Here is a 24792-nt window from a genome sequence, read left to right as displayed (position 1 = left end):
CGCACCGGAGGAGCGATGAACAGCAGTATGGCTACCAGGCGAGCGACGCGACGCATGACGAAGCCTTGATTCGTTGACGCTACCTTAGCTGCAATTTGTACGCGGCGGATCGCGCCGTAGCGACGAACAAACACGCTCCCGCAGCGTTGGCAGCACCTCGGCCTCGAACCACGGGTTCGCCTTGAACCAAGCGACGTTGCGCGGGCTCGGATGCGGCAGCGGGATGGCGTCCGGTGCGTAGTCGCTCCATGCGCGCACCGTTTCCGTGAGCGTTGCCTTGCGGCGGTCGCCGAGGAAGTAGGCCTGCGCGTACTGGCCGATGACCAGCGTCAGGCCGATGTCCGGTAACAGCGGAAGAAGCTGCGGGTGCCAGGTCGTGCGGCATTCCGGACGCGGCGGTGCGTCGCCGCTGCCTGCGCGTCCGGGATAACAGAACCCCATCGGCACGATCGCCACGCGTGTTTCGTCGTAGAACGTTTCGGTATCGAGTTGCAGCCAGTCGCGCAGTCGCCGGCCGCTGGCGTCATCCCACGGTACGCCGCTGGCATGCACGCGCGTGCCCGGCGCCTGCCCGACGATGAGCAGGCGCGACGTCGGCGATGCGCGCAGAACGGGCCGAGGACCCAACGGAAGGTGCGCTTCGCACAGCCGGCATGCGCGGATGGAGTCGAGCAGTGCGTCGAGCGGCGCCCGCGCGACGTCGGAACGCGCCGGCTTCACGGCAGCAACTTGCCCGGATTGAAGATGCCGTCCGGATCGAACGCGGTTTTCACCGCGCGCATAAGGGCGAGCGTCGCGGGCGACACGGCCTGTGGCATGAACTCGCGCTTCGCCAGGCCGATGCCGTGTTCGCCCGACAGCGTTCCGCCGAGCGATATCGTGAGTGCGAAGACCTTCGACAGCGCGGCGTCGGCGCGCGCGCACTGCGACCCGTCATCCGGCGCGTACAGGATGTTGACGTGCAGGTTGCCGTTGCCGGCGTGGCCGAAGCAGACGATCGGAAGATCGGCGTCGCGCGCGATCAGCTGCACACCGTCGACGAGCGCGGGAATTCGCGATACCGGCACCACGACGTCTTCGTTGATCTTGCCTGCGGCCAGCGTGCGCAGCGACGGCGAGAGCGCCTTGCGCGCGGCCCACAGGCGTTCACGCGATGCTTCGTCGGCCGCGGCATCGAGCGCGAGCAGGCCGTCACCCGAGGCTGCACGCGACAACGCGTCGATCGCGGCGTCGAGCTGCGCACCGTCGCCGTCGGCTTCGATCATCAGCAATGCGCCCGCATCCATCGGCAGGTCCGCGCCACCGACGTCGCGCGCCAGTCGCACGGCGTGCGCGTCCATGAACTCAAGCATGGACGGCGTAACCGGCTGCGCCATGAGTCGTGCGACCGCGGCCGCTGCACTCGCGACATCGCGATAGATCGCGCGCAACGCCCGTCGCGCGGCGGGCTTGGGCACCAGTCGCAACGTCGCTTCGACGATCAACGCGAGCGTCCCCTCGCTGCCGACGAGCAGTCGTTGCAGGTCGTAGCCGGTCGCGCCCTTGGTGGTGGCGCTGCCGCAAACCACGAGCTCGCCAGTGCCGGTGACAGCGGTGAGTGCGAGCACGTTGTCGCGGCTCGCGCCGTACTTCACCGCGCGCGGGCCGCCGGCATTGCAGGCGAGGTTGCCGCCGACCGTGCTGAAGGCGGCGCTGGTGGGATCCGGTGGCCAGAACAGGCGATGCGGTGCGAGCGCCGCCTGCAGGTCGCCGTTGAGCACGCCGGGCTCGACGATCGCGCAACGATCGCCTGGACGGATGTCGAGGATGCGATCCATGCGCTCGAACGAGACCACGACGCCACCCTGGACGGGTACCGCCGCGCCCGTCGTATTCGTACCGCGGCCGCGCGCGACGACCGGCACCCGGTGCGCGCGGCATGCACGCACCAGCTCGACGACCTGGTCGCGATCGCGGGGCAGCGCGACTGCGTCCGGCATCGCCTCGCGTCGCGAGTTGTCGTAGCCGTAGGTCAGGCGCTCGGCGGGGTCGGTGCGCCAGGCATCGCCGAGCAGCGAGGCGAGGTGCGCATCGAGCGCAGCCGGCAAACCGCTCATGACGCCCGCCGCGCGGCGCGGGCGGCAACCGCGAGCAGGAAAGCGGGCGCGACCACCCAGGTGAGTTCCGACAACACGACGTCGAGCCCGCGTGCGCTGAAGAACGCAGCACCGATCGGTGACACCTCGATCGGTCGCCACGGCGCAAAAACGCGGGCTGTCGACAACGGCCAGCCAAGCATCACGCCGGGCCCGCCATTGGTGAATACGTCGAGTAGCGGATGCGACAACGCGCAGGCGAGCACGAACGCGAACGTGGCGCGCGGCGTCGAGCGCAGCCAACGCGCCAGCACGGTAGTCGCAAGTGCGACGATGACCGCGAAGATGATCGAATGCGTGATGCCGCGGTGCGCGAACAGCGTTCCGCGTTCAACGCCGAACAGTGCGCCGACCGTGTCGGCATCGGGCAGCATGGCCGCGACGAATCCCGCGGCGAGCAAACGTGGCGGAATCGTTCGGGCGATTCGCGCGGCGAGCGGAATGGCGAAATGGCCGACGAAGCTCGGCATCAGGCGTCGTCCGCGCGGAACGCGTCGCGCAGCCACGCGAGCGTGGGCCGCTCGACATCGCCGCTGGCGTCGATGACGTCAAACCGGCACGGCGCGTCGGTCCAGCGCGGATGCGATGCGAGGAACGCGCTCGCGGCCTGCACCAGCTTGCGGCGCTTGGCATGCGTGATCGATTGCGCGCCGCCGCCGAAACGATCGTCGGCGCGATAGCGGACCTCGACGAACACCAGCACGACGCCGTCGCGCATCACGAGGTCGAGTTCGCCGAAGCGGTAGTTCGCGTTCGTCGCGACGGGCGCCAGGCCCGCGCGGATCAGATGCTCGCGCGCCGCTGCTTCCACGCGCGCACCGCGCGAGCGCGTGGACGCGGCCGCGGGCACGTCAGCGCGCGGCGTCGGCCAGCGGCGCGGGATCGCCGTTGGCGAACGTGGACCACGCCGGCGTGCGCTGCACGTTGCCGAAGCCGTCGAGGCGCAGCACGCCGGTAGCGCCTTCGACCGCGGCATCGGCCCGGTGGCCGAGCGAGTCGAGATAGGCGGTCAGCAACCAGGCGTCGAAACCGAAGGCGAACAGCCTGCCGGCCGGGCCTTTCGCGCTGGGCAGGCGCTCGCCGGTGGCTTCGGCGGTCGCGAGGCCGTGCACGCCGTGCGTGACCCACGATTCGCTCGGGAACGCGATGCCGTCCAACACGCGATCGTCCTCCGCCTTGCCGGTGCCGGAGAGAATTTGCGACGTCGCCACGCGCGGCTTGTCGCCGAGGTTCGCGATCGACAGGCGCGGCACGACGGCGCGCGCGACGCCGCCCTTGGTCGCGAGGAAGACGGCGTCGACCTGCTTGCCGGCGACGACCGGCGCGAAGTCTGCAGTGTCGTCATTGGCCACCGCGACGACGTTGCCGCCGCGTGCCGTCAGCCGCTCGCGTAGCGCGGCCACCGCGCGGCGCTGGCTGTCGTCGTTCGATGCGATCACCAGCACGTTGTGTGCATTGCGACGCAGCAGGAAGTCGGCGGCGGCGAGGCCTTCGTCTTCCGGGGTCAGCGAGAAGCTCGACTGGCCCTTCGGCGTCGACTGCGTGCCGCGATTGAGCGCGAGCATGGGCACGCCGAGTTCGGCGCGACCGAACAGCGCCGCCACTTCATCGCGGCCGAGCGGGCCGACGACGAAATCGTTTCCATCCGCGGTCGCGCGGTCGTAGGCGGACATCGCGCCGGCCGACGTGCCGACCGTGTCGTAGAAGCGCACGTCGGGGCGACGCCGCGTTTCGCCGTAGTAGCCCGCGAGGAAACCGTCACGCACCGGACGCGCGGCGACCGACAGCGGCCCCGACAGCGGCAGCAGCACAGCGAGCTTGACCGGCGGGCGATAGCCGTCGCTCTCGGCCGGCGGGCGATTGTCGAAATTCCAGCCCCGCGCGAATGCATGCGGCAGCGGCAGGCCGCGACGCAGCAATGCGCGCCCGACATAGCCGTACAGCGGATCTTCTGCGGCCAGGCGCGCGGCTTCGTGCTGCAGCGTGGCGTCGTCAAGCTGGCCGAGCACGCGGTCGATCTGCGCGTCGGTGTCGTGTCGCTGCGTGCCCGTCTGCGCGCCGGCAGCCGCGGCGAGTTCGCTCGCCTGCCGGATCACGTCGCGCGTCGCGGCGTTGGAGGTCTCGACCGGTTGGGCCGGTCGCGTGGGCGACTGCGCGCAGCCGAAGACGAGCACGGTCGCCAGCGTCAGCGTGGCGATACGGGTGATCGAGCGGAGCGAAGCGCGGGGAGCGGCGTTGGGCATGCGCACGGACGTCGTCGGGGACCGGGTACGATTCTACCCGCGCCCCCGTGCAGGACCACGATGCAGACTCCCGGCACGCTCCACGTCGTCGCCACCCCGATCGGCAACCTCGGCGACTTCGGCGCCCGCGCCCAGGACGTGCTCCGCTCGGTCGATGCGATCTGCGCCGAGGACACGCGCCATACGCGCCAGTTGCTGGCCCATTTCGGCATCGACAAGGCGATGGTCGCGCTTCACCAGCACAACGAGGAGGCGCAGGTCGCGCAGCTCGTCGGGCGTCTGCGCGAGGGGCAGTCCCTCGCGCTGGTCAGCGATGCCGGCACCCCGCTGGTCAGCGATCCCGGCTTCCGGCTGGTCCGTGCGGTGCGCGAGGCCGGCTTCCGCGTGTCGCCCGTGCCGGGTGCGTGCGCGGCGATCGCGGCGCTGAGCGTGGCTGGCATCGCGTCCGACCGGTTCGCGTTCGAAGGCTTTTTACCGGCGAAATCCGGTGCGCGACGCGAACGCCTCACGTCGCTGACCGCTGAGCCGCGCACGTTGATTTTCTACGAGGCGTCGCACCGTATCGAGGAAACGCTGGCTGATTTCGCCGACGTCTTCGGTAACCGGCGTGCCGTGCTCGCGCGCGAACTGACCAAACTGTTCGAGACGGTGCTCGACGGCGACCTGGCGGCGCTGCATGCCGCAGTCGTGGCCGATCCCAACCAGCGCAAGGGCGAATTCGTGCTGGTGGTCGAAGGCGCACCCGAGGACGCCGACGCCACGCTCGCCGAAGGCCGCCGCGTCTACGCGACGCTGTGCGCCCATCTCAAGCCCTCGCAGGCCGCCAAGATCGCCGCCGAACTCACCGGCGCGCCGCGCAAGGCGCTGTACGGCGGCGAAGGGTGACCGAGCGCGCGGCGTGGGCAGGTGTGCCGCGCCGGTACACTGTGCGCGGCGGAGTCGGCCAGACAGTCGCGTCATTCGCAAGAATGCCGAGGAAAGTCCGGGCTCCACAGGGCACGGTGCCAGGTAACGCCTGGGCGGCGCGAGCCGACGGAAAGTGCAACAGAGAGAGACCGCCGATGGCCCGCAAGGGCACAGGCAAGGGTGAAACGGTGCGGTAAGAGCGCACCGCGAGTCCGGCAACGGACCGGCACGGCAAACCCCACCGGGAGCAAGACCAAATAGGGAGACGATGCCGCGGCCCGCGGTGTCTCCGGGTAGGTTGCTTGAGCGACGCGGTGACGCGTCGCCTAGAGGAATGACTGTCCACGACAGAACCCGGCTTACCGGCCGGCTCCGCCACTTTCCTTTCCGATCAGTCACTTGAGCCAAGCAGCGCTAGCCGGTGCGTGCCGACCAATGGTCGCCCGCGTGAAGCCGGCTGTGGCGCCTGTGGACACTCGGTGACGATCCACTCGCAAGTGATTGTTGTCTCAACATTTGAGACAAAACAGCAGCTTGTGGATAAAGCTTGAACAAGTCTCTCAAGTACGCCGCAAGTCGTTGACTTCACTTACAAAAATGACCGTCGAGGATTGTTGACAACCCTTTGGGTGGGGCATAAGGTGGCTCCACGTGGGAAAACCGGGTGTTTCGTGGTTTTCCCGTAGCCATCAAGCCCGCGTGAAGACGGGCGACCGGAAGGGGACGGGTCCGTGTTCCAGGGCGAAAGCGCCATCACCATCGATGACAAAGGCCGGCTCGCGGTTCCCACCGCGTACCGGGACGTCATCGCGCGTGAGTGCGGCGGCCGCCTGGTGTTCACGTACAACCCGTTCGAGTCCGGTTCGCTCTACCTCTATCCGCAGCCGATCTGGGAGCGCGTGCGCGACCAGGTCAACGCGCTGCCCAAGACCAAGCGCACCAGCCGCATCTTCCAGCTGAAGCTGGTCGGCGCGGCCACCTTCGTCGAGCCCGACGCCAACGGCCGCATCAGCGTTCCGGCGAGCCACCGCGCCGCGGTCGGCATCGAAAAGCGCGCCGTGCTTCTCGGGATGGGCGACAAATTCGAACTGTGGAGCGAGCAGGCCCACCACGCGCAGATCCGCCAGACGATCTCTGACGACGATCTGAGCGATGGGTTGCTCGATCTGACGCTGTGACGGCCGGTGGCGTGGAGCGCGCCGCGCTCGCAGGCCACCTCCCGGTGATGTACGCGCAGGTCCTGGATGGTCTGCGTGTCGTTGGGGATGGAACGTATCTGGATGGCACGTTCGGTCGCGGCGGGCATGCCCGCGGCGTACTGGAGCGGCTCGGACCCGAAGGTCGCCTGCTCGTGATGGACAAGGATCCCGACGCGATCGCCGTCGCCGAACGTGAGTTCGGCGGTGATCCGCGCGTGTCCATCCATCGCGGCAGCTTCGCCGAGCTGGCGCAGTGGGACGCGACCGCACGTGGTGTCGACGGCATCCTGTTCGACCTCGGCGTGTCGTCGCCACAGCTCGATGTCGCCGAGCGCGGCTTCTCGTTCGGCAAGGACGGCCCGCTCGACATGCGCATGGACCCGGAGTCGGGCATCAGCGCCGCGGAGTGGGTGAACACCGCGACCGATCGCGAGATCGCCGACGTGCTGTGGACGTTCGGCGAAGAGCGCCAGAGCCGCCGCATCGCACGCGCGATCGTTGCACGCCGTGGCGAAACGCCGATCGAGCGGACTGCGCAGCTCGCCGATCTCATCGCATCCGTCGTCCCGCGTGGCGACCAGAAGATCCACCCCGCGACGCGTTCGTTCCAGGCGATCCGCATCCACATCAATCGCGAGCTCGGCGATCTCGAAGATGGTCTCGATGCCGCGATGGCGCGCCTCAAGCCCGGTGGTCGCCTCGCCGTGATCAGTTTCCATTCGCTGGAAGACCGCATCGTCAAGCAGTTCATCGCGCGCCATGCCAAGGCGCCGGCCGGCAATCGCCGCATGCCGGTCGAAGTCGAGTTCACGCCGACGCTGCGCGACATCTCGGGCGCGATGAAAGCGGACGACGCGGAAACCGCGATGAACCCGCGGTCGCGAAGCGCGGTATTGCGCGTCGCAGAAAAATTGCCGGAGGCCGCGTGATCCTGCGCGTCCTCCTTGCCGCATTGATCGTGGCGAACGTCGTGACGGCGCTTGCGATCGTCGAGACGCGGCAGCGCCATCGCCAGCTGTTCATGCAGGTGTCCAAGCTCGAGCGCGCTCGCGACGACCTCAATATCGAATTCGGTCGCCTGCAGCTGGAGCAGGCGACGTGGGCCGAGTCCAATCGCATTGACCAGGTCGCGCGCGATCGCCTCGGCATGAAGTTTCCGGAAGGGAATGACATCGTGGTGATCCGCCCATGAGAAACGTGGGCGATTCCCGGCGCGATCGCAACGAGCGCACGAAGGGCGGCGAATTCGCGCGTCGCGTGCGCGCCCTGCTCGGAGGTGCGGGTGCGTCGCGCGGCGGTCGTTCGCGGATGGATGTGCGCATGCGCCTGCTGTGCCTCGCCGCGGCGATGGGCCTGTGCTCGTTCGCACTCGTCGCGCGCGCGTTCTACATCCAGGTGCTCGACCGCGACTTCTACGTCGCGCAGGGCGAAGCACGTTCGTTGCGCGAGATTCCGATTCCGACGTCGCGCGGCATGATCACCGACCGCAACGGCGAGCCGCTGGCGGTGTCGACGCCGGTGGAATCGGTGTGGGGAAACCCGCAGGAACTGCTGAAGAATCCGGATCGCCTGCCGCAGCTTGCCGACGCGATCGGCGTGCCGGTGGACGTGCTGCAGCGCAAGCTCAGCCAGAAATCCGGCAAGGAATTCCTCTACCTCAAGCGCCGCATCAATCCGGACGAGGCGAAGAAGATCCTCGCGCTCGGCATTCCCGGCGTTGCGAGCCAGCGCGAGTACCGCCGTTTCTACCCGCAGGGTGAAGCGATGGCGCACGTGCTCGGCTTCACCAACGTCGATGACGAAGGCCAGGAAGGACTCGAGCTCGCATTCGACGAATGGTTGCGCGGCAAGCCGGGCGCCAAGCGTGTCCTGCGCGACGGCCACGGTCGCATCATCGAGAACGTCGACCTCGTGCGCGCCACCGAGCCGGGTCGCGATCTCACGCTCACGATCGATCGCCGCGTGCAGTTCCTCGCGTATCGCGAGCTGCGCAACGCGCTGATGGAGCACGGCGCGGCGAGCGGCTCGATCGTCGTGCTCGACGTTGCCACCGGCGAAGTCCTGGCGATGGCCAACCTACCGACGTTCAATCCGAACGCGGTGAATACGAGTGATCGCGAAGCACATCGCAATCGCGCCGTGACCGACGTTTTCGAGCCCGGCTCGACCATGAAGCCGATCACCATCGCCGCGGCGCTGACCGCGCACGTGGTCACGCCGAACACGCCCATCGATCTGTCGCCCGGCTGGCTCAAGCTGGGCCGCTACACGATCCGCGATCACCAGAACTACGGCCTGCAGACGGTGACCGGCGTCATCACCAAGAGCTCGAACATCGGCGCGACCAAGATCTCCGCCAAGCTCAAGGACCAGTACTTCTACGACTTCATCCGTCGCTTCGGCTACGGCGCAAAGCCCGGCAGCGGTTTCCCGGGCGAATCGGCCGGCGTGCTGCCGGCGCCGTCGCGCTGGAGCGGTACGTCGAAGGCGACGATCTCGTACGGTTACGGCCTGTCGGCAACGCCGCTGCAGATTGCCGTCGCATACGCGGCGATCGCCAACAACGGCGTCATGACCACGCCGACCTTCATCAAGGGCGAGCATGGCGCGACGCGCCAGGTGCTCGATCCCGCCGTCGCGCACGAGGTCATGAAGATGATGCAGACGGTCACCGAGAAGGGCGGCACCGCGACGCAGGGCGCGATCCTCGGCTACCACGTCGCCGGCAAGACCGGCACCGCGCGCATGTTCAACGGCCGCGGCGGCTATTCGCTGCGCTACCTCGCGTACTTCGCCGGGATCGTGCCGGTCGACAACCCGCGCTTCGCGACCGTCGTCATCGTCAACGATCCCGATCCGAGCAAGGGCTACTTCGGCGGTCTTGTATCCGCGCCGGTGTTCAAGTCGGTGATGGAAGGCTCGCTGCGCCTCATGGACGTGCCGCCGGACGACATCGAAACGTGGCTGGCCGCGCAGGACAAGAACGCGCACGGTGACCACGCCGTTCCGACACAGGTCGCGACGACGGTTCCAGCCGCATCCGACGACGATGTCGACACGCCACTCGACGCGCTGCCGGTGACGCCATGACGCGCACGATGCGACTGGCCGAGCTGTTTCCCGACGTCGACGGTATCCCCGTCGACTTGGTCGTTTCCGGCCTCGTGCAGGACAGCCGCGAAATCAACGCGGGTGACGCATTCGTCGCCATCGGTGGTTTCGGCGCGCACGGCCTCGGTTTTGTCGATGCAGCGAAAGCGCGCGGCACGTCGGCGATCCTGTTCGAGCCGCCGTCACCGGCCGAACATCCCGCGCCGGCCGATGCGATCGCCGTGCCGGGCCTGCGTTCGCGCCTGGGTGAGATGGCGCATCGCTTCCATGGCCGCGCGACGGAGTCGATGACCGTCGTCGGTGTCACCGGTACCAATGGCAAGACGTCGACGGTGCAGCTCATCGCGCAGGCGTGGACGCTGCGCGGCGTCACCGCGGGCACGGTCGGCACGCTGGGTGTCGGCCTGTACGGCCACGCCGTGCCGACCGGTTTCACGACGCCGCTCGTTCTCAAGCTGCACGCGTCGATCGGCGACATGCGCGACGCTGGCGCCCAAGCGCTGGCGATGGAAGTAAGCTCGCACGCGCTCGACCAGGGTCGCGTCGACGGCGTGCGTTTCGACGTCGCTGCATTCACCAATCTCACCCGCGACCACCTCGACTATCACGGCACCATGGCCGCGTACGGCGCCGCGAAAGCGCGCCTGTTCGGCTGGCCGGGCCTGAAGGCCGGCGTGATCAATCTCGACGACGAGTACGGTGCGCAATTGTTCGATGCCTTGCCGTCGCACGTGCGCGGCATCGGCGTCAGCTCGCGCGGCGCGGCGAATGCGACGCTGCGCGCCGATGACGTGAGGCTCGACGCGGGCGGCATCGCGTTCGATCTCGTCGGCGACGGCGTGCGCGCGCCGGTGCAGTCGTCGCTGCTCGGCCGCTTCAATGTCGACAACCTGTTGACCGTGGCGGGCGTCCTGCATTCGCTCGGTGCGGGCGTGGCCGACGTCGCAGCCACGCTGTCGCGCCTGCAGCCGATCCACGGCCGCATGAACCGGCTCGGCGACGCCGGCCAACCGCTGGTCGTCATCGATTACGCACACACGCCCGATGCGCTCGAACAGGCATTGTCCACGCTGCGCGCGCACACCAAGGGCCGCCTGATCTGCGTGTTCGGTTGCGGTGGCGAGCGCGACACCGGCAAGCGTCCGCAGATGGGCGCGATCGCCGAGCGCCTGGCCGACGTCGCGATCGTTACCGACGACAACCCGCGTGGCGAGGACGGTGATGCGATCGTCGCCGGCATTCTCGCGGGTTTTTCCGATCGCAACCGCGCGATCGTGATGCGCGATCGTCGCGCTGCGATCCACCACGCGGTCGAAGGTGCCGACGCGGACGACGTGGTGCTGATCGCCGGAAAGGGCCACGAGTCCGACCAGGAAATCGCCGGTGTGAAGTATCCGTTCGACGACACCCGCATCGCGCGCGAAGCGCTGGAGGTGCGTGCATGAGGCCGCTACGCCTGTCCGAGATCGCCGCGATGACCGCCGGCCGTGTCGCCGGCGACGATATCGTGGTCGATCGCCTGCTGACCGACACCCGCGGACTGACCTGTGTCGAGCCGTCGGTGTGTGCATCGAGCCTGTTCGTCGCGCTGAAGGGCGCGCGTTTCGACGGACACGACCATGTGGCCGCAGCGGCCGATGCGGGCATTGGCGCTGCGCTGGTGTCGCGCGTCGACGGCGCGCTGCCGCAGGTGCTGGTGGGCGACACGCAGCTCGCGCTTGCCGATATCGCGCGCGGCCTGCAGGCGTCGCGATCGACAAAGGTCGTCGCGATCACCGGCAGCAACGGGAAGACCAGCGTGAAGACGCTGACGCTCGCCATCCTCGAACTCGCCGGTCGCACCTACGGCAACCCGGGCAATCGAAACAACGAGATCGGCCTCCCGCTCGCGGTGATCGACGCACCGGAAGACGCACAGTTCGCCGTCTACGAAATGGGCGCGGGCCAGCCGGGCGACATCGCATATCTCACGGCGATCGCGCGTCCCGATGTCGCCATCGTCAACAACATCGCGCCGGCGCACCTGGAGCGCATGGGCTCGCTGCTCGGTGTCGCCGACACGAAGGCCGCGATCTACGACGCGCTGCCCGCCGATGGCGTCGCAGTGATCAACGCCGACGACAGCTTCGCGCCGTTCTTCGCCGAACGCGCGGCGGGACGTCGCCACATCCGCTTCGGCCTCGAGACCAGCGCCGACGTCACCGCGCGCGACATCGTGCTGACCGAAGCCGGTTCGAGTTTCACGCTCGTCACGCCGGACGGCGAGGCGGCGGTCGAGCTCGCGATGCCGGGCCGTCACAACGTGCGTAATGCACTCGCCGCCGCGTCGCTGGCCATCGGTGCCGGCGTCGGGCTGGCGACGATCGCGAGCGGACTGTCGGCCGCGCGACCGGTCGCCGGCCGCCTCGTCACGCATCGCCTGCGCAGCGGCGCGACGCTCATCGACGACAGCTACAACGCGAACCCGGGCTCGCTCGCCGCGGCCATCGACACGCTGGCATCGACGCCCGGCGAAGCGTGGCTGGTGCTCGGCGACATGCGCGAACTCGGCGACGATGCGGTCGCGTTGCATGCGCAGGCCGGCACGCGCGCGCGCGAAGCGGGCATCGCGAGGCTGTACACGCTAGGACCGCTGAGCGCCGCTGCCGCCGACGCGTTCGGTGCGAGTGCGCGTCATTTCGAAACCCACGAATCGCTCGCCGAGTCGCTGCGTGCGGACCTGTCCGCCGACGTGCGCGTGCTCGTCAAGGGCTCCCGCGGCAGTGCGATGGATCGCATCGTCGCCGCCCTTCTCAACGGACATACGCATGCTGCTTGAACTCACCCGCTGGCTCGAACAGCTGCAGAGCCACTTCGGGCTCTTCAGCTACCTCACGTTCCGCGGCATCCTCAGCGCGCTGACGTCGCTGTTCCTCTCGCTGTGGGTCGGCCCCGGCGTAATCCGCCGCCTCGGCCAGCTCAAGGCCGGCGGCCAGCCGATCCGCACCGACGGCCCGCAGTCGCATTTCTCCAAGGCCGGCACGCCGACCATGGGCGGTGCGCTGATCCTGCTCACCGTGCTCGCGTCGGTATTGCTGTGGGGCGATCTTCGCAACCGCTACGTGTGGCTGGTGCTCGCGGTGATGGTGGCGTTCGGCGCGATCGGCTGGTGGGACGACTGGATCAAGATCGTCCGCCGCGACCCGAACGGCATGCGCTCGCGCACCAAGTATTTCCTGCAGTCGGTGTTCGGCCTCGGCGCCGGCCTGTTCCTCTACTACACCGCCGACCCGAGCGTGCCGGCCGCGACGACGTTCTACATCCCGCTGTTCAAGCAGGTCGCGCTGCCGCTGGTGAGCGTGTCGTTCGTGTTCATCGCGTACCTGTGGATTGTCGGGTTCTCGAATGCGGTGAACCTCACCGACGGCCTCGACGGCCTCGCGATCATGCCGACGGTGCTGGTCGCGTGCGCGCTCGGCGTGTTCGCGTATGCGTCGGGCAACGCGGTGTTCTCGAACTACCTGCAGATCCCGCAGGTGCCCGGCGCCGGTGAACTCATCGTCATCTGCGCGGCGATCGCAGGTGCCGGGCTCGGCTTCCTGTGGTTCAACACCTATCCGGCGATGGTGTTCATGGGCGACATCGGCGCACTCGCGCTGGGTGCTGTGCTCGGTACGATCGCGGTGATCGTCCGCCAGGAGCTGGTGCTGGTGATCATGGGCGGCATCTTCGTCATCGAAACGCTCTCGGTGATGATCCAGGTCGCCAGCTTCAAGCTCACCGGCAAGCGCGTCTTCAAGATGGCGCCGATCCACCACCACTTCGAGCTCAAGGGCTGGCCCGAGCCGCGCGTGATCGTGCGCTTCTGGATCATCTCCGTGGTGCTCGTCCTCATCGGCCTCGCGACGCTGAAGGTGCGCTGATGGACATGTCCCGCCAGGCCACGCGCCTCGACGCGATCACCGGACGCTACGACCCGTGGCTGCTCGGCCTGATCGGCGGGCTGCTGTGCCTGGGCATCGTCATGGTGGGTTCGAGCTCGGTCGCGCAGGCGGCGAGCCCGACGTACTACCTCACCAAGCATCTGTTCTTCCTGCTCGCCGGCTCCATTGCCGCGGCGTGGGTGATGCGGCTCGAGCTCAAGACCGTCGAACGCTATGCGCAGTGGATGCCGATCGTCGGCCTCGTGCTGCTGCTGATGGTGGTGGTGCCGGGCCTCGGCGTGACGGTGAAGGGCGCCAAGCGCTGGGTGAATCTCGGCGTCGTCAACTTCCAGCCGGTCGAGGCCGTGAAGTTGATGATGGTGGTGTGGCTGGCGGCCTACCTCAAGCGCTTCAGCGAAGAGGTCAGTGCCAGCTGGAAGGCGATCATCAAGGTCATCGGCGTCGCGCTCGCGTTCGCGGGTGTGCTGCTCGCGGTGCAGAAGGATTTCGGTTCGTCCGCGCTCATCCTCGCGATGACCGCCGGCATGCTCGTGCTCGGTGGCGCGAATCTGCCGCGCCTGGTCGGCCCGGTGCTCGCGCTGGTGCCGATGGCGGGCGCGATGATCCTGCTCGAGCCGTATCGCGTGCGTCGCCTGACCTCGTTCACCGATCCGTTCGCCGATCCGTTCGGCGATGGCTACCAGCTGGCGAACGCGCTGATGGCGGTGGGACGTGGCGAATGGTTCGGCGCGGGGCTCGGTGCGTCCGTGCACAAGCTGTCGTACCTGCCCGAAGCGCATACCGACTTCATCATGGCGGTCATCGCCGAGGAGCTCGGCTTCGTCGGCGTTTGCTTGGTCATCGCGCTGTATGCAGGCCTCGTCGCGCGTGCGCTGTGGGTGGGCCTTCAGTGCATCGAGATGCGCCGCCATTTCGCCGGCTACTGCGCCTTCGGCATCGCGTTGTGGATCGGCATCCAGAGCACGGTGTCGATCGGCGTCAACCTTGGCCTTCTGCCGACCAAGGGCCTCACGTTGCCGCTCATTTCCTACGGCGGTTCGTCCATCGCGATGACGATGGTGGCGATGGGCCTGCTGCTGCGCATCTCGTATGAACTCGAACGCGCGCGTCGCCAGGTCGCGCTGCGTCGCGACACCGTCGGCGTCGCACCGGGGGCGGCCCAGGCGGATGTCGTCTCGCGCCCAGCCGTTGCGACAGCGTCGACGCCGGCTGCTGCACCGATCGGTCGCGCGGACCCGCGCGGCACCAATCGCCTGCGTCCGCGCATCGAACCGCTGTTCGGGCGCCACAGCGCATGACCGACGCGCGCACCAACGCGAATGCACAGGCCGGCGTGATGATCCTCGCCGGTGGCACGGGCGGGCACATCTTCCCGGGCCTCGCCGTCGCGCATGAGCTGCGCCGTCGTGGCGTCGCAGTGGGCTGGCTCGGCAGCGAAGGTGGCATGGAAACGCGCCTGGTGCCGCAGCACGGCATCGATGTCGACACCATCGCGATCCGTGGCGTGCGCGGCAAGGGCGTCGCGACCTTGCTCGCCGCGCCGTTCAAGTTGATGTCTGCGGTGTCCGCGGCACGTGCCGTGCTCGCACGCCGCCGCCCGAAGGCGGTGATCAGTTTCGGTGGGTTCGCGGCGGGCCCGGGTGGCCTTGCCGCGAAGCTCGCCGGCGTTCCGCTGTTCGTGCACGAGCAGAACCGCGCACCCGGCATGACCAACCGCGTGCTGTCGAAGATGGCGCGTCGCGTGCTCACCGGTTTTCCGGACACGTTCGCCAACGAAGACGTGGTCGGCAATCCGGTGCGCAACGAGATCGCCGACGTCGCGACGCCTTCGGCGCGCTTCGATGGTCGCGAAGGCCCGCTGCGCCTGCTGGTACTCGGCGGCAGCCAGGGCGCCGCGGCGCTCAATCGCGCGGTGCCGGCTGCCATCGCATCGTTGCGCGATCGCACGCGCTGGCAGGTCCGTCACCAGTGCGGGGAAAGGATGCTCGACGCGGCAAACGCCGCATATCGCGACGCAGGCGTCGATGCATCCGTCGAACCCTTCATCGCCGACATGGCCGCGGCCTATGCGTGGGCGGACCTCGTTGTCTGCCGTGCGGGTGCGCTCACCCTCGCGGAAGTCTGCGCGGTCGGCGTCGCCAGCGTGCTGGTGCCGTTCCCGCAGGCGGTGGACGACCACCAGACCAAGAACGCGCAGTTCCTCGTCGACCGCGGCGCCGCGCGCCTTCTGCGTCAGGACGAGCATCTCGCGGCGGCGCTCGCCGACACCCTCGAATCCTTCGACACGCGCAACGCGCTCCGCCCGATGGCTGACGCTGCGCGTTCGCTCGCCAAGCCGGATGCCGCGTCGCGCGTGGCCGACCTCGTAATGGAACAGATCGCCATGGAACGCGCCGCATGATCGCCACGCACCGCCACCGCCTGCTCGACAACGCCGCGGACGGCGGCGCGCGCGTGCACTTCGTCGGCATCGGCGGCGTCGGCATGAGCGGCATCGCGGAAGTGATGTGCACGCTCGGCTACCAGGTGTCGGGCTCGGACAACGCCGACAACGCGGTGACGCGCCGCCTCGCGCGCCTTGGCATCGCGGTGCATCGCGGCCACGACGCGAAGAATGTCGACGGCGTCGAATGCCTCGTGGTGTCGAGCGCGATCAAGGCCGACAACCCCGAGCTGATGGCCGCGCGCGACCAGCGCATCCCGATCGTGCCGCGCGCGGAAATGCTCGCCGAGCTCATGCGCTTCAAGCGTGGCATCGCGATCGCCGGCACGCACGGCAAGACCACCACGACATCGCTCACCGCCAGTGTGCTGGGCGAGGGCGGCATCGATCCGACCTTCGTGATCGGCGGCCAGCTGCTCGCCGCCGGCGCGAACGCGAAGCTCGGTGGTGGCGACTGGCTGGTCGCCGAGGCCGATGAATCCGACGGCAGTTTCCTGCGCCTGAATCCGCAGATCGCCGTCGTCACCAATATCGATGCGGATCACCTCGAGAACTACGGCGGCGACTTCGCCAAGGTGCAGGCCGCATTCGACGAATTCCTGCATCGCCTGCCGTTCTATGGCCTTGCCGTGCTGTGCATCGACGATCCGGAGGTGGCGGCGCTGGCGAAGAACGCCACGCGCCACGTGCTGACCTACGGCTTCGCGGCCGACGCCGACGTGCGCGCCGAGAACGTCGTGCAGCAGGGCGCACGCATGCGTTTCACCCTGTGCATGCCGGACGGCACGCGTTGCGAGACGACGCTCGCGCTGCCCGGCCGCCATAACGTGCAGAACGCGCTTGCCGCCGCTGCGGTCGGCTGGCAGCTCGGTGTCGAGCAGCCGGCGATCTGTCGCGCGCTCGAGAACTTCGCCGGCATCGGTCGTCGCTTCAACCTGCTTGCGCAGGTGCCGGTCGCGGGCGGCACGGTCACGCTGGTCGATGACTACGGCCATCACCCCAAGGAACTCGACGCGGTGTTCAAGGCGGCGCGCGGCGGCTGGCCGGACAAGCGCCTGGTCGTCGCGTTCCAGCCGCATCGCTACAGCCGCACGCGTGATCTGTTCGACGACTTCGCGCAGGTACTGTCGGAGGTCGACGTGCTGGTGCTGACGGATGTCTACGCCGCCGGCGAAGCGCCGATCGCGGGCGCCGACGCCAAATCGCTGGCCCGCGCGATCCGCGCGCGCGGCCGCACCGAACCCGTCGTGGTCTCGCGCGCTGCCGATCTCGCGCGGGTGCTGCCCGACGTCCTCCGTGCCGACGACCTGCTGCTGATGATGGGCGCGGGCGACATCGGCCATGCCGCGCAGCACATCGCGGCGCACGGTTTCGAAGGAGCCGAGTCTTGAGCATCACCATCGTCCCGTCGCGCACGACCGACGCCGCTGCGTTCGGCCGCGTCGCCGTGCTCATGGGTGGCACCAGTTCCGAGCGCGAGGTGTCGCTCGATTCCGGCCGCAACGTACTCGAGGCGCTGCAGTCCAAGGGCGTCGATGCGTTCGGTGTCGACGGCATCGATGCGCTGGTCGACGCGATCCGCGACGGACGCGTCGATCGCGTGTTCAACATCCTCCACGGCAACAAGGGCGGCGGCGAAGATGGCGTGCTGCAGGGGCTGCTCGAGGCGCTGCGCATTCCGTACACCGGTTCGGGCGTGCTCGGCTCCGCGCTGTCGATGGACAAGATCCGTACCAAGCAGGTGTGGCTGAGCGTCGGCCTGCCGACACCGCGTTACGTGCGCCTCGCCAAGGGCGACGATGTGCACGCTGCCGGTCGCGGCCTCGGTCTGCCGGTCATCGTGAAGCCGTCGTGCGAAGGCTCCAGCGTCGGCGTGTCGCGCGTGCACGACGATGCGGGCCTCGACGACGCGGTCGCACTCGCCGCGCATTACCCCGGCGAGATGCTGATGGAGCAGCTCGTCGTCGGCGACGAACTCACCGTCGCGGTGATCGCCAACGGCGACGACTTCGTCGCGCTGCCGTCGATCCGCATCGTGCCCAAGGGCGAGTGGTACGACTACAACGCCAAGTACATCGCCGAGGACACGCAGTACCTGTGTCCGGGGCTCGAGGGCGAGGCCGAAGCGGAGATCCGCCGCATCGCCGTCGCTGCGTTCAAGGCGGCGGGTTGTGAAGGCTGGGGTCGCGTCGACGTCATGCGCGATCGCACGACCGGCAAGTTCTACCTGCTCGAAGTGAACACCGCGCCCGGCATGACCAGCCATTCGCTGGTGCCGAAGGCCGCGCGCCAGGTCGGCATCGAATTCGCCGACCTGTGCTGGCGCGTGCTCGAGTCGAGCCTTGCGCGCGGAGGTGCCGCGGCGTGAACCCCATGCTCCGTCTCGCAGGCTGGCTGATCGCCGTAGCGCTCGTCGCGCTGCCTGTGGTCGCCGTGCTGCGCGGATGGATCGGGGCCGACCGCTGGCCGCTCACGCATCTGCGTGCGACAGGCCCGTTCGAACACGTCGACCCGCAGCTCGTGCAGCGCGCGTTGCTGCCGTACGCGAAGCGCGGCTATTTCGCCGTCGACCTGCAGCAGGCACAGGCCGCCGTCGCTCAGCTGCCGTGGGTCGATCGCGCGCAGGTGCGCAAGCGTTGGCCCGATGTGCTCGAGGTGTCCATCACCGAACATCGCCCGTTCGCACGCTGGGGCAGTGACCGCCTGCTCTCCGACCGCGGTGCGCTGTTCGCAGCGCGCGGTGCCGTCGTGCCGGCCGGCCTGCCCCATTTCGACGGGCCCGACGCGCGCTCGCGCGAGGTCGTCGAGCTGTACCAGCAGGCACGCACGCTGTTCACGCCGATCGGCATGCAGGTCGACACCGTCGTGCTCGATCCGCGCGGCAGCTGGTCGATCGTTCTGCTCGACCGCGCGCACGGTGGCATTCCGACGCAGGTGATGGTCGGCCGCAATGAAGCGCGTGCGCGCATCGGCCGCTTCGTGCGCCTGATGCCGCAACTGCTCGTCAATCCGGACCGCCACATCGAGCGTGCCGACCTTCGCTACACCAACGGTTTCGCGTTGACCTGGAGCGCGCCGCAGGGCGCGGCCCCCGCGAAGCCGACCACGACGCCGGCTGCGCCTGCACCGCGCGCCGCGTTCGCCATTCCCCGACTCCCGACTCCATCTCTCACATGAATCGCAAGGGCGACAAATCGCTGATCGTCGGCCTCGACATCGGCACCTCCAAGGTGACCGCGCTGGTCGGCGAGTACCTGCCGGGCCAGCCGATCGAAGTGATCGGCCTCGGCTCGCACGAATCGCGCGGCATGCGTCGCGGCGTGGTGGTCGATATCGACTCCACCGTGCAGTCGATCCAGCGCGCGATCGAAGAAGCCGAGCTGATGGCCGGCTGCGAGATCCGCTCGGTCTATGCATCGATCTCCGGCAGCCACATCCAGTGCCGCAATTCGCAGGGCATCGCGCCGATCCGCGACGGCGAGGTCACCTACGCCGATCTCGATCGCGTACTCGAAGCCGCGAAGGCGGTGGCGATCCCGGCCGACCAGAAGATCCTGCACGCGATCCCGCGCGACTACGTGCTCGACGATTCGCAGGAAGGCATCCGCAACCCGGTCGGCATGAACGGCGTGCGCCTCGAGGTGCATGCGCACCTGGTGATCTGCGCACAGTCGGCCGCGGCCAACATCTCCAAGTGCGTGCAGAAGTGCGGCCTGCAGGTCGACAACCTCGTGCTTGCGGTGCTTGCGTCGGCGCAGGCGGTGCTGACGCCGGACGAGCGCGAGCTGGGCGTCGTGCTGGTCGACCTCGGCGCCGGCACGACCGACATCGCGGTGTTCGTGCAGGGCGCGATCGCGCATTCGGCGTCGCTGCCGATCGCGGGCGACAAGGTGACCGAGGACATCGCGCACATGCTGCGCACGCCCACGCCGGAAGCCGAGCAGATCAAGGTCCGCTACGCCTGCGCGCTGGCGCAGATGGCGACGGCCGAAGAATCCATCCAGGTACCCAGCGTCGGCGATCGCCCACCGCGTCGCATGCCGCGCGCCTCGCTCGCGCAGGCCGTGCAGGCGCGCTACGAGGAAATCTTCGAGATGGTGCAGGCCGAACTGCGCCGCTCGGGCTTCGAGCAGCACGTCCGCGCCGGCATGGTGCTGACGGGTGGCGCGTCGAAGATGGAAGGCGTCGTCGAACTCGCTGAAGAGATGCTGCAGATGCCGGTGCGCGTGGGCATTCCGCAGCACGTCACCGGCCTGGGCGAGGTGGTGGGCAACCCGGTGCACGCCACCGGCGTCGGCCTTCTGCTGATGGGCAGCCAGATCGAAAACCCGCGTCGGCCGATGCTGCCGACCGGTCGCGCGGGCGGCATGTTGAGTCGATTGAAGAACTGGTATCGCGGCGAGTTCTGAGGGCAGGACGCGTCGTCATTCGAAGCGGGCGAAGAAGCGAAAAAGTTGCAGGAAATTTCGTAGCAACAACACACATCGTTTCAGACATCAGCAACAATACACATCAAATAAAGCGGGCATCGGGGACGCAACGAATGCCCGCACCAACGAGGACAACGGACATGGCTCATTTCGAACTGGTCGAGAAGATGGCTCCCAACGCCGTCATCAAAGTCGTAGGCGTGGGTGGCGGCGGTGGTAACGCCGTCGCGCACATGGTCAACAGCAGCGTGGACGGCGTGGAGTTCATCACCGCCAACACCGATTCGCAGGCCATCAAGAACTGCGGCGCGAAGATGCAGCTGCAGCTCGGTGGCAACGTCACCAAGGGCCTCGGCGCCGGCGCGAATCCCGAAGTCGGCCGCCAGGCCGCGCTCGAGGATCGCGATCGCATCATGGATGCGCTGCAGGGCGCGGACATGGTGTTCATCACCGCCGGCATGGGTGGCGGCACCGGCACGGGCGCCGCGCCGGTCGTCGCGCAGCTCGCGAAGGAGATGGGCATCCTGACCGTCGCCGTCGTCACCAAGCCGTTCCCGTTCGAAGGCCGCCGCCGCATGCAGGTCGCGCTCAAGGGCATCGAGGAGCTGTCGCACCACTGCGACTCGCTGATCACGATCCCGAACGAGAAGCTGATCACCGTGCTCGGTCGCAATGCGACGATGATCCAGGCGTTCCGTGCCGCCAACGACGTGCTGCTCGGCGCCGTGCAGGGCATCGCCGACCTGATCGTCCGCCCGGGCCTGATCAACGTCGACTTCGCCGACGTGCGCACCGTCATGAGCGAGATGGGTCTCGCGATGATGGGCACCGGCGCCGCACGCGGCGACGATCGCGCGCAGGCCGCGGCCGAAGCCGCGATCCAGAACCCGCTGCTCGACGACGTCAACCTGTCGGGCGCGAATGGCATCCTCGTCAACATCACCGCCGGCCCGGACTTCACGATGGCCGAGTTCGACGAAGTCGGTCGCACGGTCGAGCAGTTCGCGTCGGAAGACGCGACCGTCGTGATCGGCACCGTGCTCGATCCGGACATGCAGGACGAAGTGCGCGTCACCGTCGTCGCGACCGGCCTCAATCGCAACGTCGCGCGCGGCACCGATCGCGGCTTCGAGAGCCAGCGTCGTCCGCAGATGCAGGTGGTCGCCACCAAGCGTGACGGCACCACGGGCATGCCGATCGAGGACATCACCAACGCGTATTCGCCGAACGTGCCGAACATGCCGAGCTTCACCAGCAGCCTGCGCACCCGCGTAGACGCCGCGCCGGCTGCACCGGCGTCGCAGCCGGCGGTTGCCGATTTCGGTGGCGACAGCTATCTCGACATCCCGGCCTTCCTGCGTCGCCAGGCCGACTGACGCATCGCGCGCGGCGATCCAACGCCGCGCGATGAACACCGCCACTGGCGTTCGCGCCGGTGCGGACGCGTCACCGCCGGTGTTCCGCAACCGGCCGCAGTCCACGTCGCGCGCTCGCGGCGTCGCATAGCTTCGACCGCCGTCCGTCGGTCGTTGATTGAGGTGGGATGCCCGCGTGGCATCCCACCGTTTTACGTCGCAGGCCACCGGCCGTCGGCGAATGGCGCCGATCCGCGCCGACGTGACTCCGCCTTAACGCGCGGTGCCGCTATGTCCCGTCGGTGCAACATGTCGTCATGGCTTTTCCGTTCAGGTTCAGCCACCCCCGTGTTAACTTTTCCGACCGGCACGTACCAGGCCCGACCGCGCAAACATGCTTCGTCAGCGAACCCTCAAGAACACCATCCGCGCGACCGGCGTCGGTCTGCATAGCGGCGAAAAGGTGTTCATGACGCTGCGGCCCGCGCCCGTCGAGACCGGCATCGTGTTCCGTCGCACCGATCTCGATCCCATCGTCGAAATCCCCGGGCGCGCCGATCTCGTCACCGAGACGATCCTGTGCACCGGCCTGAGCTGTGGCGAAGGCAAGATCCAGACGGTCGAGCACCTGCTGTCCGCGCTCGCCGGCCTCGGCATCGACAACTGCTACATCGAACTGTCCGCGGCCGAAGTGCCGATCATGGACGGCTCGGCGGGCCCGTTCGTATTCCTGCTGCAGTCGGCGGGAATCGCCGAGCAGGAGGCGCCGAAGCGTTTCATCCGCGTGCTGCGCGATGTCGAAGTGCGCGACGGCGACAAGGTCGCGCGTTTCTCGCCGCACGATGGCTTCCGCATCGGTTTCACCGTGCAGTTCGACCATCCGGCCATTCCGGCGGCGCAGTCGCGCGCGGTGGTCGACTTCTCGACCGAGGCCTACATCCGCGAAGTCAGCCGCGCACGTACGTTCGGCTTCATGCGCGACCTCGAGTACATGCGCGAGCGCAACCTCGGGCTCGGCGGTTCGATGGATAACGCGATCGTCCTCGACGAGTTCCGCGTGTTGAACGACGACGGCCTGCGCTACGCCGACGAATTCGTGCGTCACAAGATCCTCGACGCGGTGGGTGACCTGTACCTCGCCGGCCACGCCATCATCGGCGCGTACGAGGGCTACAAGTCGGGCCACGCGCTGAACAACAAGCTGGTGCGGGCGCTGCTGGCGGAGCAGGGCGCCTGGGAAGAAGTCACCTTCACCGGTTCGGCGCCTACGCCTGTCGTGTTCGGCGCTCCCGGCCTGCCGGCGCTCGGCGCCGCCTGAGCGGCCTCGGCCGTTTCGAATCAATTACTTGCATCGTGCAGTGCGGCATTTCGGCCGTGCCGCGCGGCCGTTCCGTGCCCGCTGCACGACCGTTCGTCGTCACACGGGTGAATTTCCGGTGACGAATAACCCGGTCTTAACGAGTTCGTCGCTTCGCTTACCGGGGTGTTAACACCCGGCTGAAAAGGCGCGGGTAGCATCCCGCCACCTCGCCGTCGGCATACCGCGCCGTACGGCAGGGGCATCACGCGTACGGGACCTAATCGACGTCCCTCAGCGATGCCAGCGCCGCCTGCAGCGCCTGCTGCGTCGCGGGCGACATGGGACGAGGTGCCCTGACCGTCTGGCGGTCGGTGGACGTCCCCGGCGATGTCCTGATCACGACATCGCTCGCCGCAAGCCCGATGGACCGGGCCGCATGAAGGAGTTCCGGGATGGCCAGCCGCAGCTTGGCCTGCCAGACCGGAGCGTCGACGACAAACACGAGCCTGCCGCGATCGAAATTCGCGAGCCGCGCATGCGCGGCCAGCCCCTGGGGCAGGCATGGGCGTAATCGACCGTCCAGGTCGTCGAGCCACAGGGCTCGACGCACGGGGTCGCCGCCCGGACCGTCCAGCACCGCATCGAGCGGTGCGCGGGCGGGGCCGGTGGCGGTCTTCCGGGATCTGGGCTTGGAGTCTGACATCGGACCTATGAGCGTTTCGACCATCCTAAATCCCCGCGATCTCATCAGCGACGCAATCGCGTTCCTTGGCGAGCGCGCCGCGCGCCGCCCCGCATTGGCGCTGTCGATGTTCATGGCCGGCGGCCTCGCGCTGCTGGTCGCCGGCGGCGTCGCCGGCTCGGCGATTTCGATCCGCCAGCAGCAGGCTTCGCAGGCGCATCTGACGCCCGGGCAGGCGCAGCGCGAACTCAATGCGCTGGCCGCGCGTGTCGGCGAGCTGCAGGCGCAGGCCAATCGCCTCAACGCGCTCGGCGACCGCCTGACCCGGATGGGCGGGCTGAAGGACGGCGAATTCGACTTCGACCAGCCGGTCGGCGTCGGCGGCGCGGGCCCGGTGCGCGACATGCCGCGTGCGGAGCTGGGCGAGAGCCTCGACCTGCTGTCGCGCCAGCTGCGCAGCTCGGGCGAGCAGCTGACGGTGCTCGACACCCTGCTGACGGACCGCAAGCTCACGCTGGCCGCGGTGCCCTCGCACGCGCCGATCCGCGACAGCTACGTCACCTCGGGTTTCGGCGAACGTGCCGACCCGATCGTCGGCGGCGGCGAGTTCCACAAGGGCATCGACTTCTCGGCCAACACGGGCGACGCGGTGCTGGCGGTGGCGGACGGCGTGGTCAGCTTCGTCGGCCAGCGCTCCGGCTACGGCAACGTGGTGGAGATCGACCACGGCAACGGCTACGTCACGCGCTATGCCCATAACTCGCAGCTCGAACGCCGCATCGGCGAACTCGTCCGTGCGGGCGATGAGATCGCCAAGGCCGGCTCGACCGGTCGCTCGACCGGCGCGCACGTCCACCTGGAAGTCTGGCGCGACGGCCGCGTGGTGAATCCGCGCCCGTTCCTGCAGCAGGACATCGGCCGCGGCTGACTGGCAACCGGCCGGCTTGTAAACGCCGCCGACCGCCTCCAGCTACAATCCGCGATGCCGTAAAAGGGCGCCCAGCGCCCTTTTTTATTGGCGACGACGCTCGAACGTCGCCGCAGCCCCTTTTCCAACCGGTCCGT

The 24792-nt window shown here is 68.4% G+C and carries 23 protein-coding genes and 1 other RNA gene; 18 read left to right on the top strand and 6 right to left on the bottom strand.

The genetic code is table 11. The features are described 5' to 3' along the window. Positions 1–84: 84 nt before the first annotated feature. From ACKTTN_RS01035 to ACKTTN_RS01015, 5 genes are read right to left on the bottom strand one after another with little or no spacing between them, the layout of a single operon-like run. Complete coding sequence (locus ACKTTN_RS01035) at positions 85–720, bottom strand: uracil-DNA glycosylase family protein (protein ID WP_407908016.1); 636 nt, start codon at positions 718–720, stop codon at positions 85–87. Continuing rightward, on the bottom strand, positions 717–2096 hold the full coding sequence (locus ACKTTN_RS01030) for an FAD-binding oxidoreductase (protein WP_407908015.1): 1380 nt from the start codon (positions 2094–2096) through the stop codon (positions 717–719). The genes ACKTTN_RS01035 and ACKTTN_RS01030 overlap by 4 nt, the downstream gene beginning before the upstream one ends. Further along, entirely contained in the window at positions 2093–2605 is a 513-nt protein-coding gene (locus ACKTTN_RS01025; RefSeq protein WP_407908014.1) for a metal-dependent hydrolase, read from the bottom strand. The genes ACKTTN_RS01030 and ACKTTN_RS01025 overlap by 4 nt, the downstream gene beginning before the upstream one ends. Then, on the bottom strand, positions 2605–2985 hold the full coding sequence (locus tag ACKTTN_RS01020; RefSeq protein WP_407908013.1) for a YraN family protein: 381 nt from the start codon (positions 2983–2985) through the stop codon (positions 2605–2607). Before ACKTTN_RS01020 ends, ACKTTN_RS01025 begins: the two co-directional genes overlap by 1 nt. A gap of 1 nt (position 2986) precedes the next feature. Beyond that, positions 2987–4378, bottom strand: a complete 1392-nt coding sequence (locus tag ACKTTN_RS01015) for a penicillin-binding protein activator (RefSeq protein ID WP_407908689.1) — start codon at positions 4376–4378, stop codon at positions 2987–2989. A 60-nt stretch (positions 4379–4438) separates the two neighbouring features. Between ACKTTN_RS01015 and rsmI the strand changes: the two genes are divergently transcribed. The 17 genes from rsmI (at position 4439) to lpxC (ending at position 23063) form a co-directional block, all read left to right on the top strand. After that, positions 4439–5263, top strand: a complete 825-nt coding sequence (rsmI, locus tag ACKTTN_RS01010; protein WP_407908012.1) for a 16S rRNA (cytidine(1402)-2'-O)-methyltransferase — start codon at positions 4439–4441, stop codon at positions 5261–5263. Positions 5264–5313: 50 nt separating this feature from the next. Next, positions 5314–5662: RNase P RNA component class A (gene rnpB / locus ACKTTN_RS01005), an RNA gene on the top strand. A gap of 353 nt (positions 5663–6015) precedes the next feature. Next, complete coding sequence (gene mraZ, locus ACKTTN_RS01000) at positions 6016–6462, top strand: division/cell wall cluster transcriptional repressor MraZ (RefSeq protein ID WP_407908011.1); 447 nt, start codon at positions 6016–6018, stop codon at positions 6460–6462. Then, positions 6459–7412, top strand: a complete 954-nt coding sequence (gene rsmH / locus ACKTTN_RS00995) for a 16S rRNA (cytosine(1402)-N(4))-methyltransferase RsmH (RefSeq protein WP_407908010.1) — start codon at positions 6459–6461, stop codon at positions 7410–7412. The genes mraZ and rsmH overlap by 4 nt, the downstream gene beginning before the upstream one ends. Beyond that, a complete protein-coding gene (gene ftsL, locus ACKTTN_RS00990; protein ID WP_407908688.1) occupies positions 7412–7675 on the top strand; it encodes a cell division protein FtsL in 264 nt (87 codons plus the stop codon). Before rsmH ends, ftsL begins: the two co-directional genes overlap by 1 nt. A gap of 116 nt (positions 7676–7791) precedes the next feature. After that, on the top strand, positions 7792–9573 hold the full coding sequence (locus tag ACKTTN_RS00985; RefSeq protein WP_407908687.1) for a peptidoglycan D,D-transpeptidase FtsI family protein: 1782 nt from the start codon (positions 7792–7794) through the stop codon (positions 9571–9573). After that, positions 9570–11039, top strand: a complete 1470-nt coding sequence (locus ACKTTN_RS00980) for a UDP-N-acetylmuramoyl-L-alanyl-D-glutamate--2,6-diaminopimelate ligase (protein WP_407908009.1) — start codon at positions 9570–9572, stop codon at positions 11037–11039. The genes ACKTTN_RS00985 and ACKTTN_RS00980 overlap by 4 nt, the downstream gene beginning before the upstream one ends. Continuing rightward, positions 11036–12412, top strand: coding sequence for a UDP-N-acetylmuramoyl-tripeptide--D-alanyl-D-alanine ligase (locus tag ACKTTN_RS00975; protein ID WP_407908008.1), 1377 nt, complete (start codon positions 11036–11038; stop codon positions 12410–12412). The genes ACKTTN_RS00980 and ACKTTN_RS00975 overlap by 4 nt, the downstream gene beginning before the upstream one ends. Further along, positions 12402–13496, top strand: coding sequence for a phospho-N-acetylmuramoyl-pentapeptide-transferase (gene mraY, locus ACKTTN_RS00970; protein ID WP_407908007.1), 1095 nt, complete (start codon positions 12402–12404; stop codon positions 13494–13496). Before ACKTTN_RS00975 ends, mraY begins: the two co-directional genes overlap by 11 nt. After that, positions 13493–14815: a putative lipid II flippase FtsW gene (ftsW, locus tag ACKTTN_RS00965; protein ID WP_407908686.1), complete on the top strand. Its 1323-nt coding sequence runs from the start codon at positions 13493–13495 to the stop codon at positions 14813–14815. Before mraY ends, ftsW begins: the two co-directional genes overlap by 4 nt. Then, positions 14812–15918, top strand: a complete 1107-nt coding sequence (murG, locus tag ACKTTN_RS00960; protein WP_407908006.1) for an undecaprenyldiphospho-muramoylpentapeptide beta-N-acetylglucosaminyltransferase — start codon at positions 14812–14814, stop codon at positions 15916–15918. Before ftsW ends, murG begins: the two co-directional genes overlap by 4 nt. Then, positions 15915–17351 carry a UDP-N-acetylmuramate--L-alanine ligase gene (murC, locus tag ACKTTN_RS00955; RefSeq protein WP_407908005.1) on the top strand — a complete coding sequence of 479 codons (1437 nt, stop codon included), beginning with the start codon at positions 15915–15917 and terminating at the stop codon, positions 17349–17351. Before murG ends, murC begins: the two co-directional genes overlap by 4 nt. Beyond that, positions 17348–18328 (top strand): D-alanine--D-alanine ligase, encoded by a 981-nt coding sequence (locus ACKTTN_RS00950; RefSeq protein ID WP_407908004.1) that lies wholly within the window; start codon positions 17348–17350, stop codon positions 18326–18328. Before murC ends, ACKTTN_RS00950 begins: the two co-directional genes overlap by 4 nt. Then, positions 18325–19137: a cell division protein FtsQ/DivIB gene (locus ACKTTN_RS00945; protein WP_407908003.1), complete on the top strand. Its 813-nt coding sequence runs from the start codon at positions 18325–18327 to the stop codon at positions 19135–19137. Before ACKTTN_RS00950 ends, ACKTTN_RS00945 begins: the two co-directional genes overlap by 4 nt. After that, a complete protein-coding gene (gene ftsA / locus ACKTTN_RS00940; protein WP_407908002.1) occupies positions 19134–20369 on the top strand; it encodes a cell division protein FtsA in 1236 nt (411 codons plus the stop codon). The genes ACKTTN_RS00945 and ftsA overlap by 4 nt, the downstream gene beginning before the upstream one ends. A 161-nt stretch (positions 20370–20530) precedes the next feature. Continuing rightward, complete coding sequence (gene ftsZ / locus ACKTTN_RS00935) at positions 20531–21766, top strand: cell division protein FtsZ (RefSeq protein ID WP_407908001.1); 1236 nt, start codon at positions 20531–20533, stop codon at positions 21764–21766. A gap of 373 nt (positions 21767–22139) precedes the next feature. Further along, positions 22140–23063: a UDP-3-O-acyl-N-acetylglucosamine deacetylase gene (lpxC, locus tag ACKTTN_RS00930; RefSeq protein WP_407908000.1), complete on the top strand. Its 924-nt coding sequence runs from the start codon at positions 22140–22142 to the stop codon at positions 23061–23063. Positions 23064–23322: 259 nt separating this feature from the next. Here the strand turns inward: lpxC and ACKTTN_RS00925 are convergent, their stop codons facing one another. Beyond that, entirely contained in the window at positions 23323–23748 is a 426-nt protein-coding gene (locus ACKTTN_RS00925; RefSeq protein ID WP_407907999.1) for a DciA family protein, read from the bottom strand. Positions 23749–23854: 106 nt separating this feature from the next. On the opposite strand from ACKTTN_RS00925, the gene ACKTTN_RS00920 reads away from it, so the two are divergent. Further along, positions 23855–24655, top strand: coding sequence for a M23 family metallopeptidase (locus ACKTTN_RS00920; RefSeq protein ID WP_407908685.1), 801 nt, complete (start codon positions 23855–23857; stop codon positions 24653–24655). Positions 24656–24792 lie beyond the last annotated feature (137 nt).

Source organism: Lysobacter claricitrinus (assembly GCF_045866565.1).
Lineage (GTDB): Bacteria > Pseudomonadota > Gammaproteobacteria > Xanthomonadales > Xanthomonadaceae > Cognatilysobacter > Cognatilysobacter claricitrinus.
The sequence above is the reverse complement of the archived record's forward strand: the minus strand, read 5'-3'. Positions and strand labels throughout refer to the sequence as shown.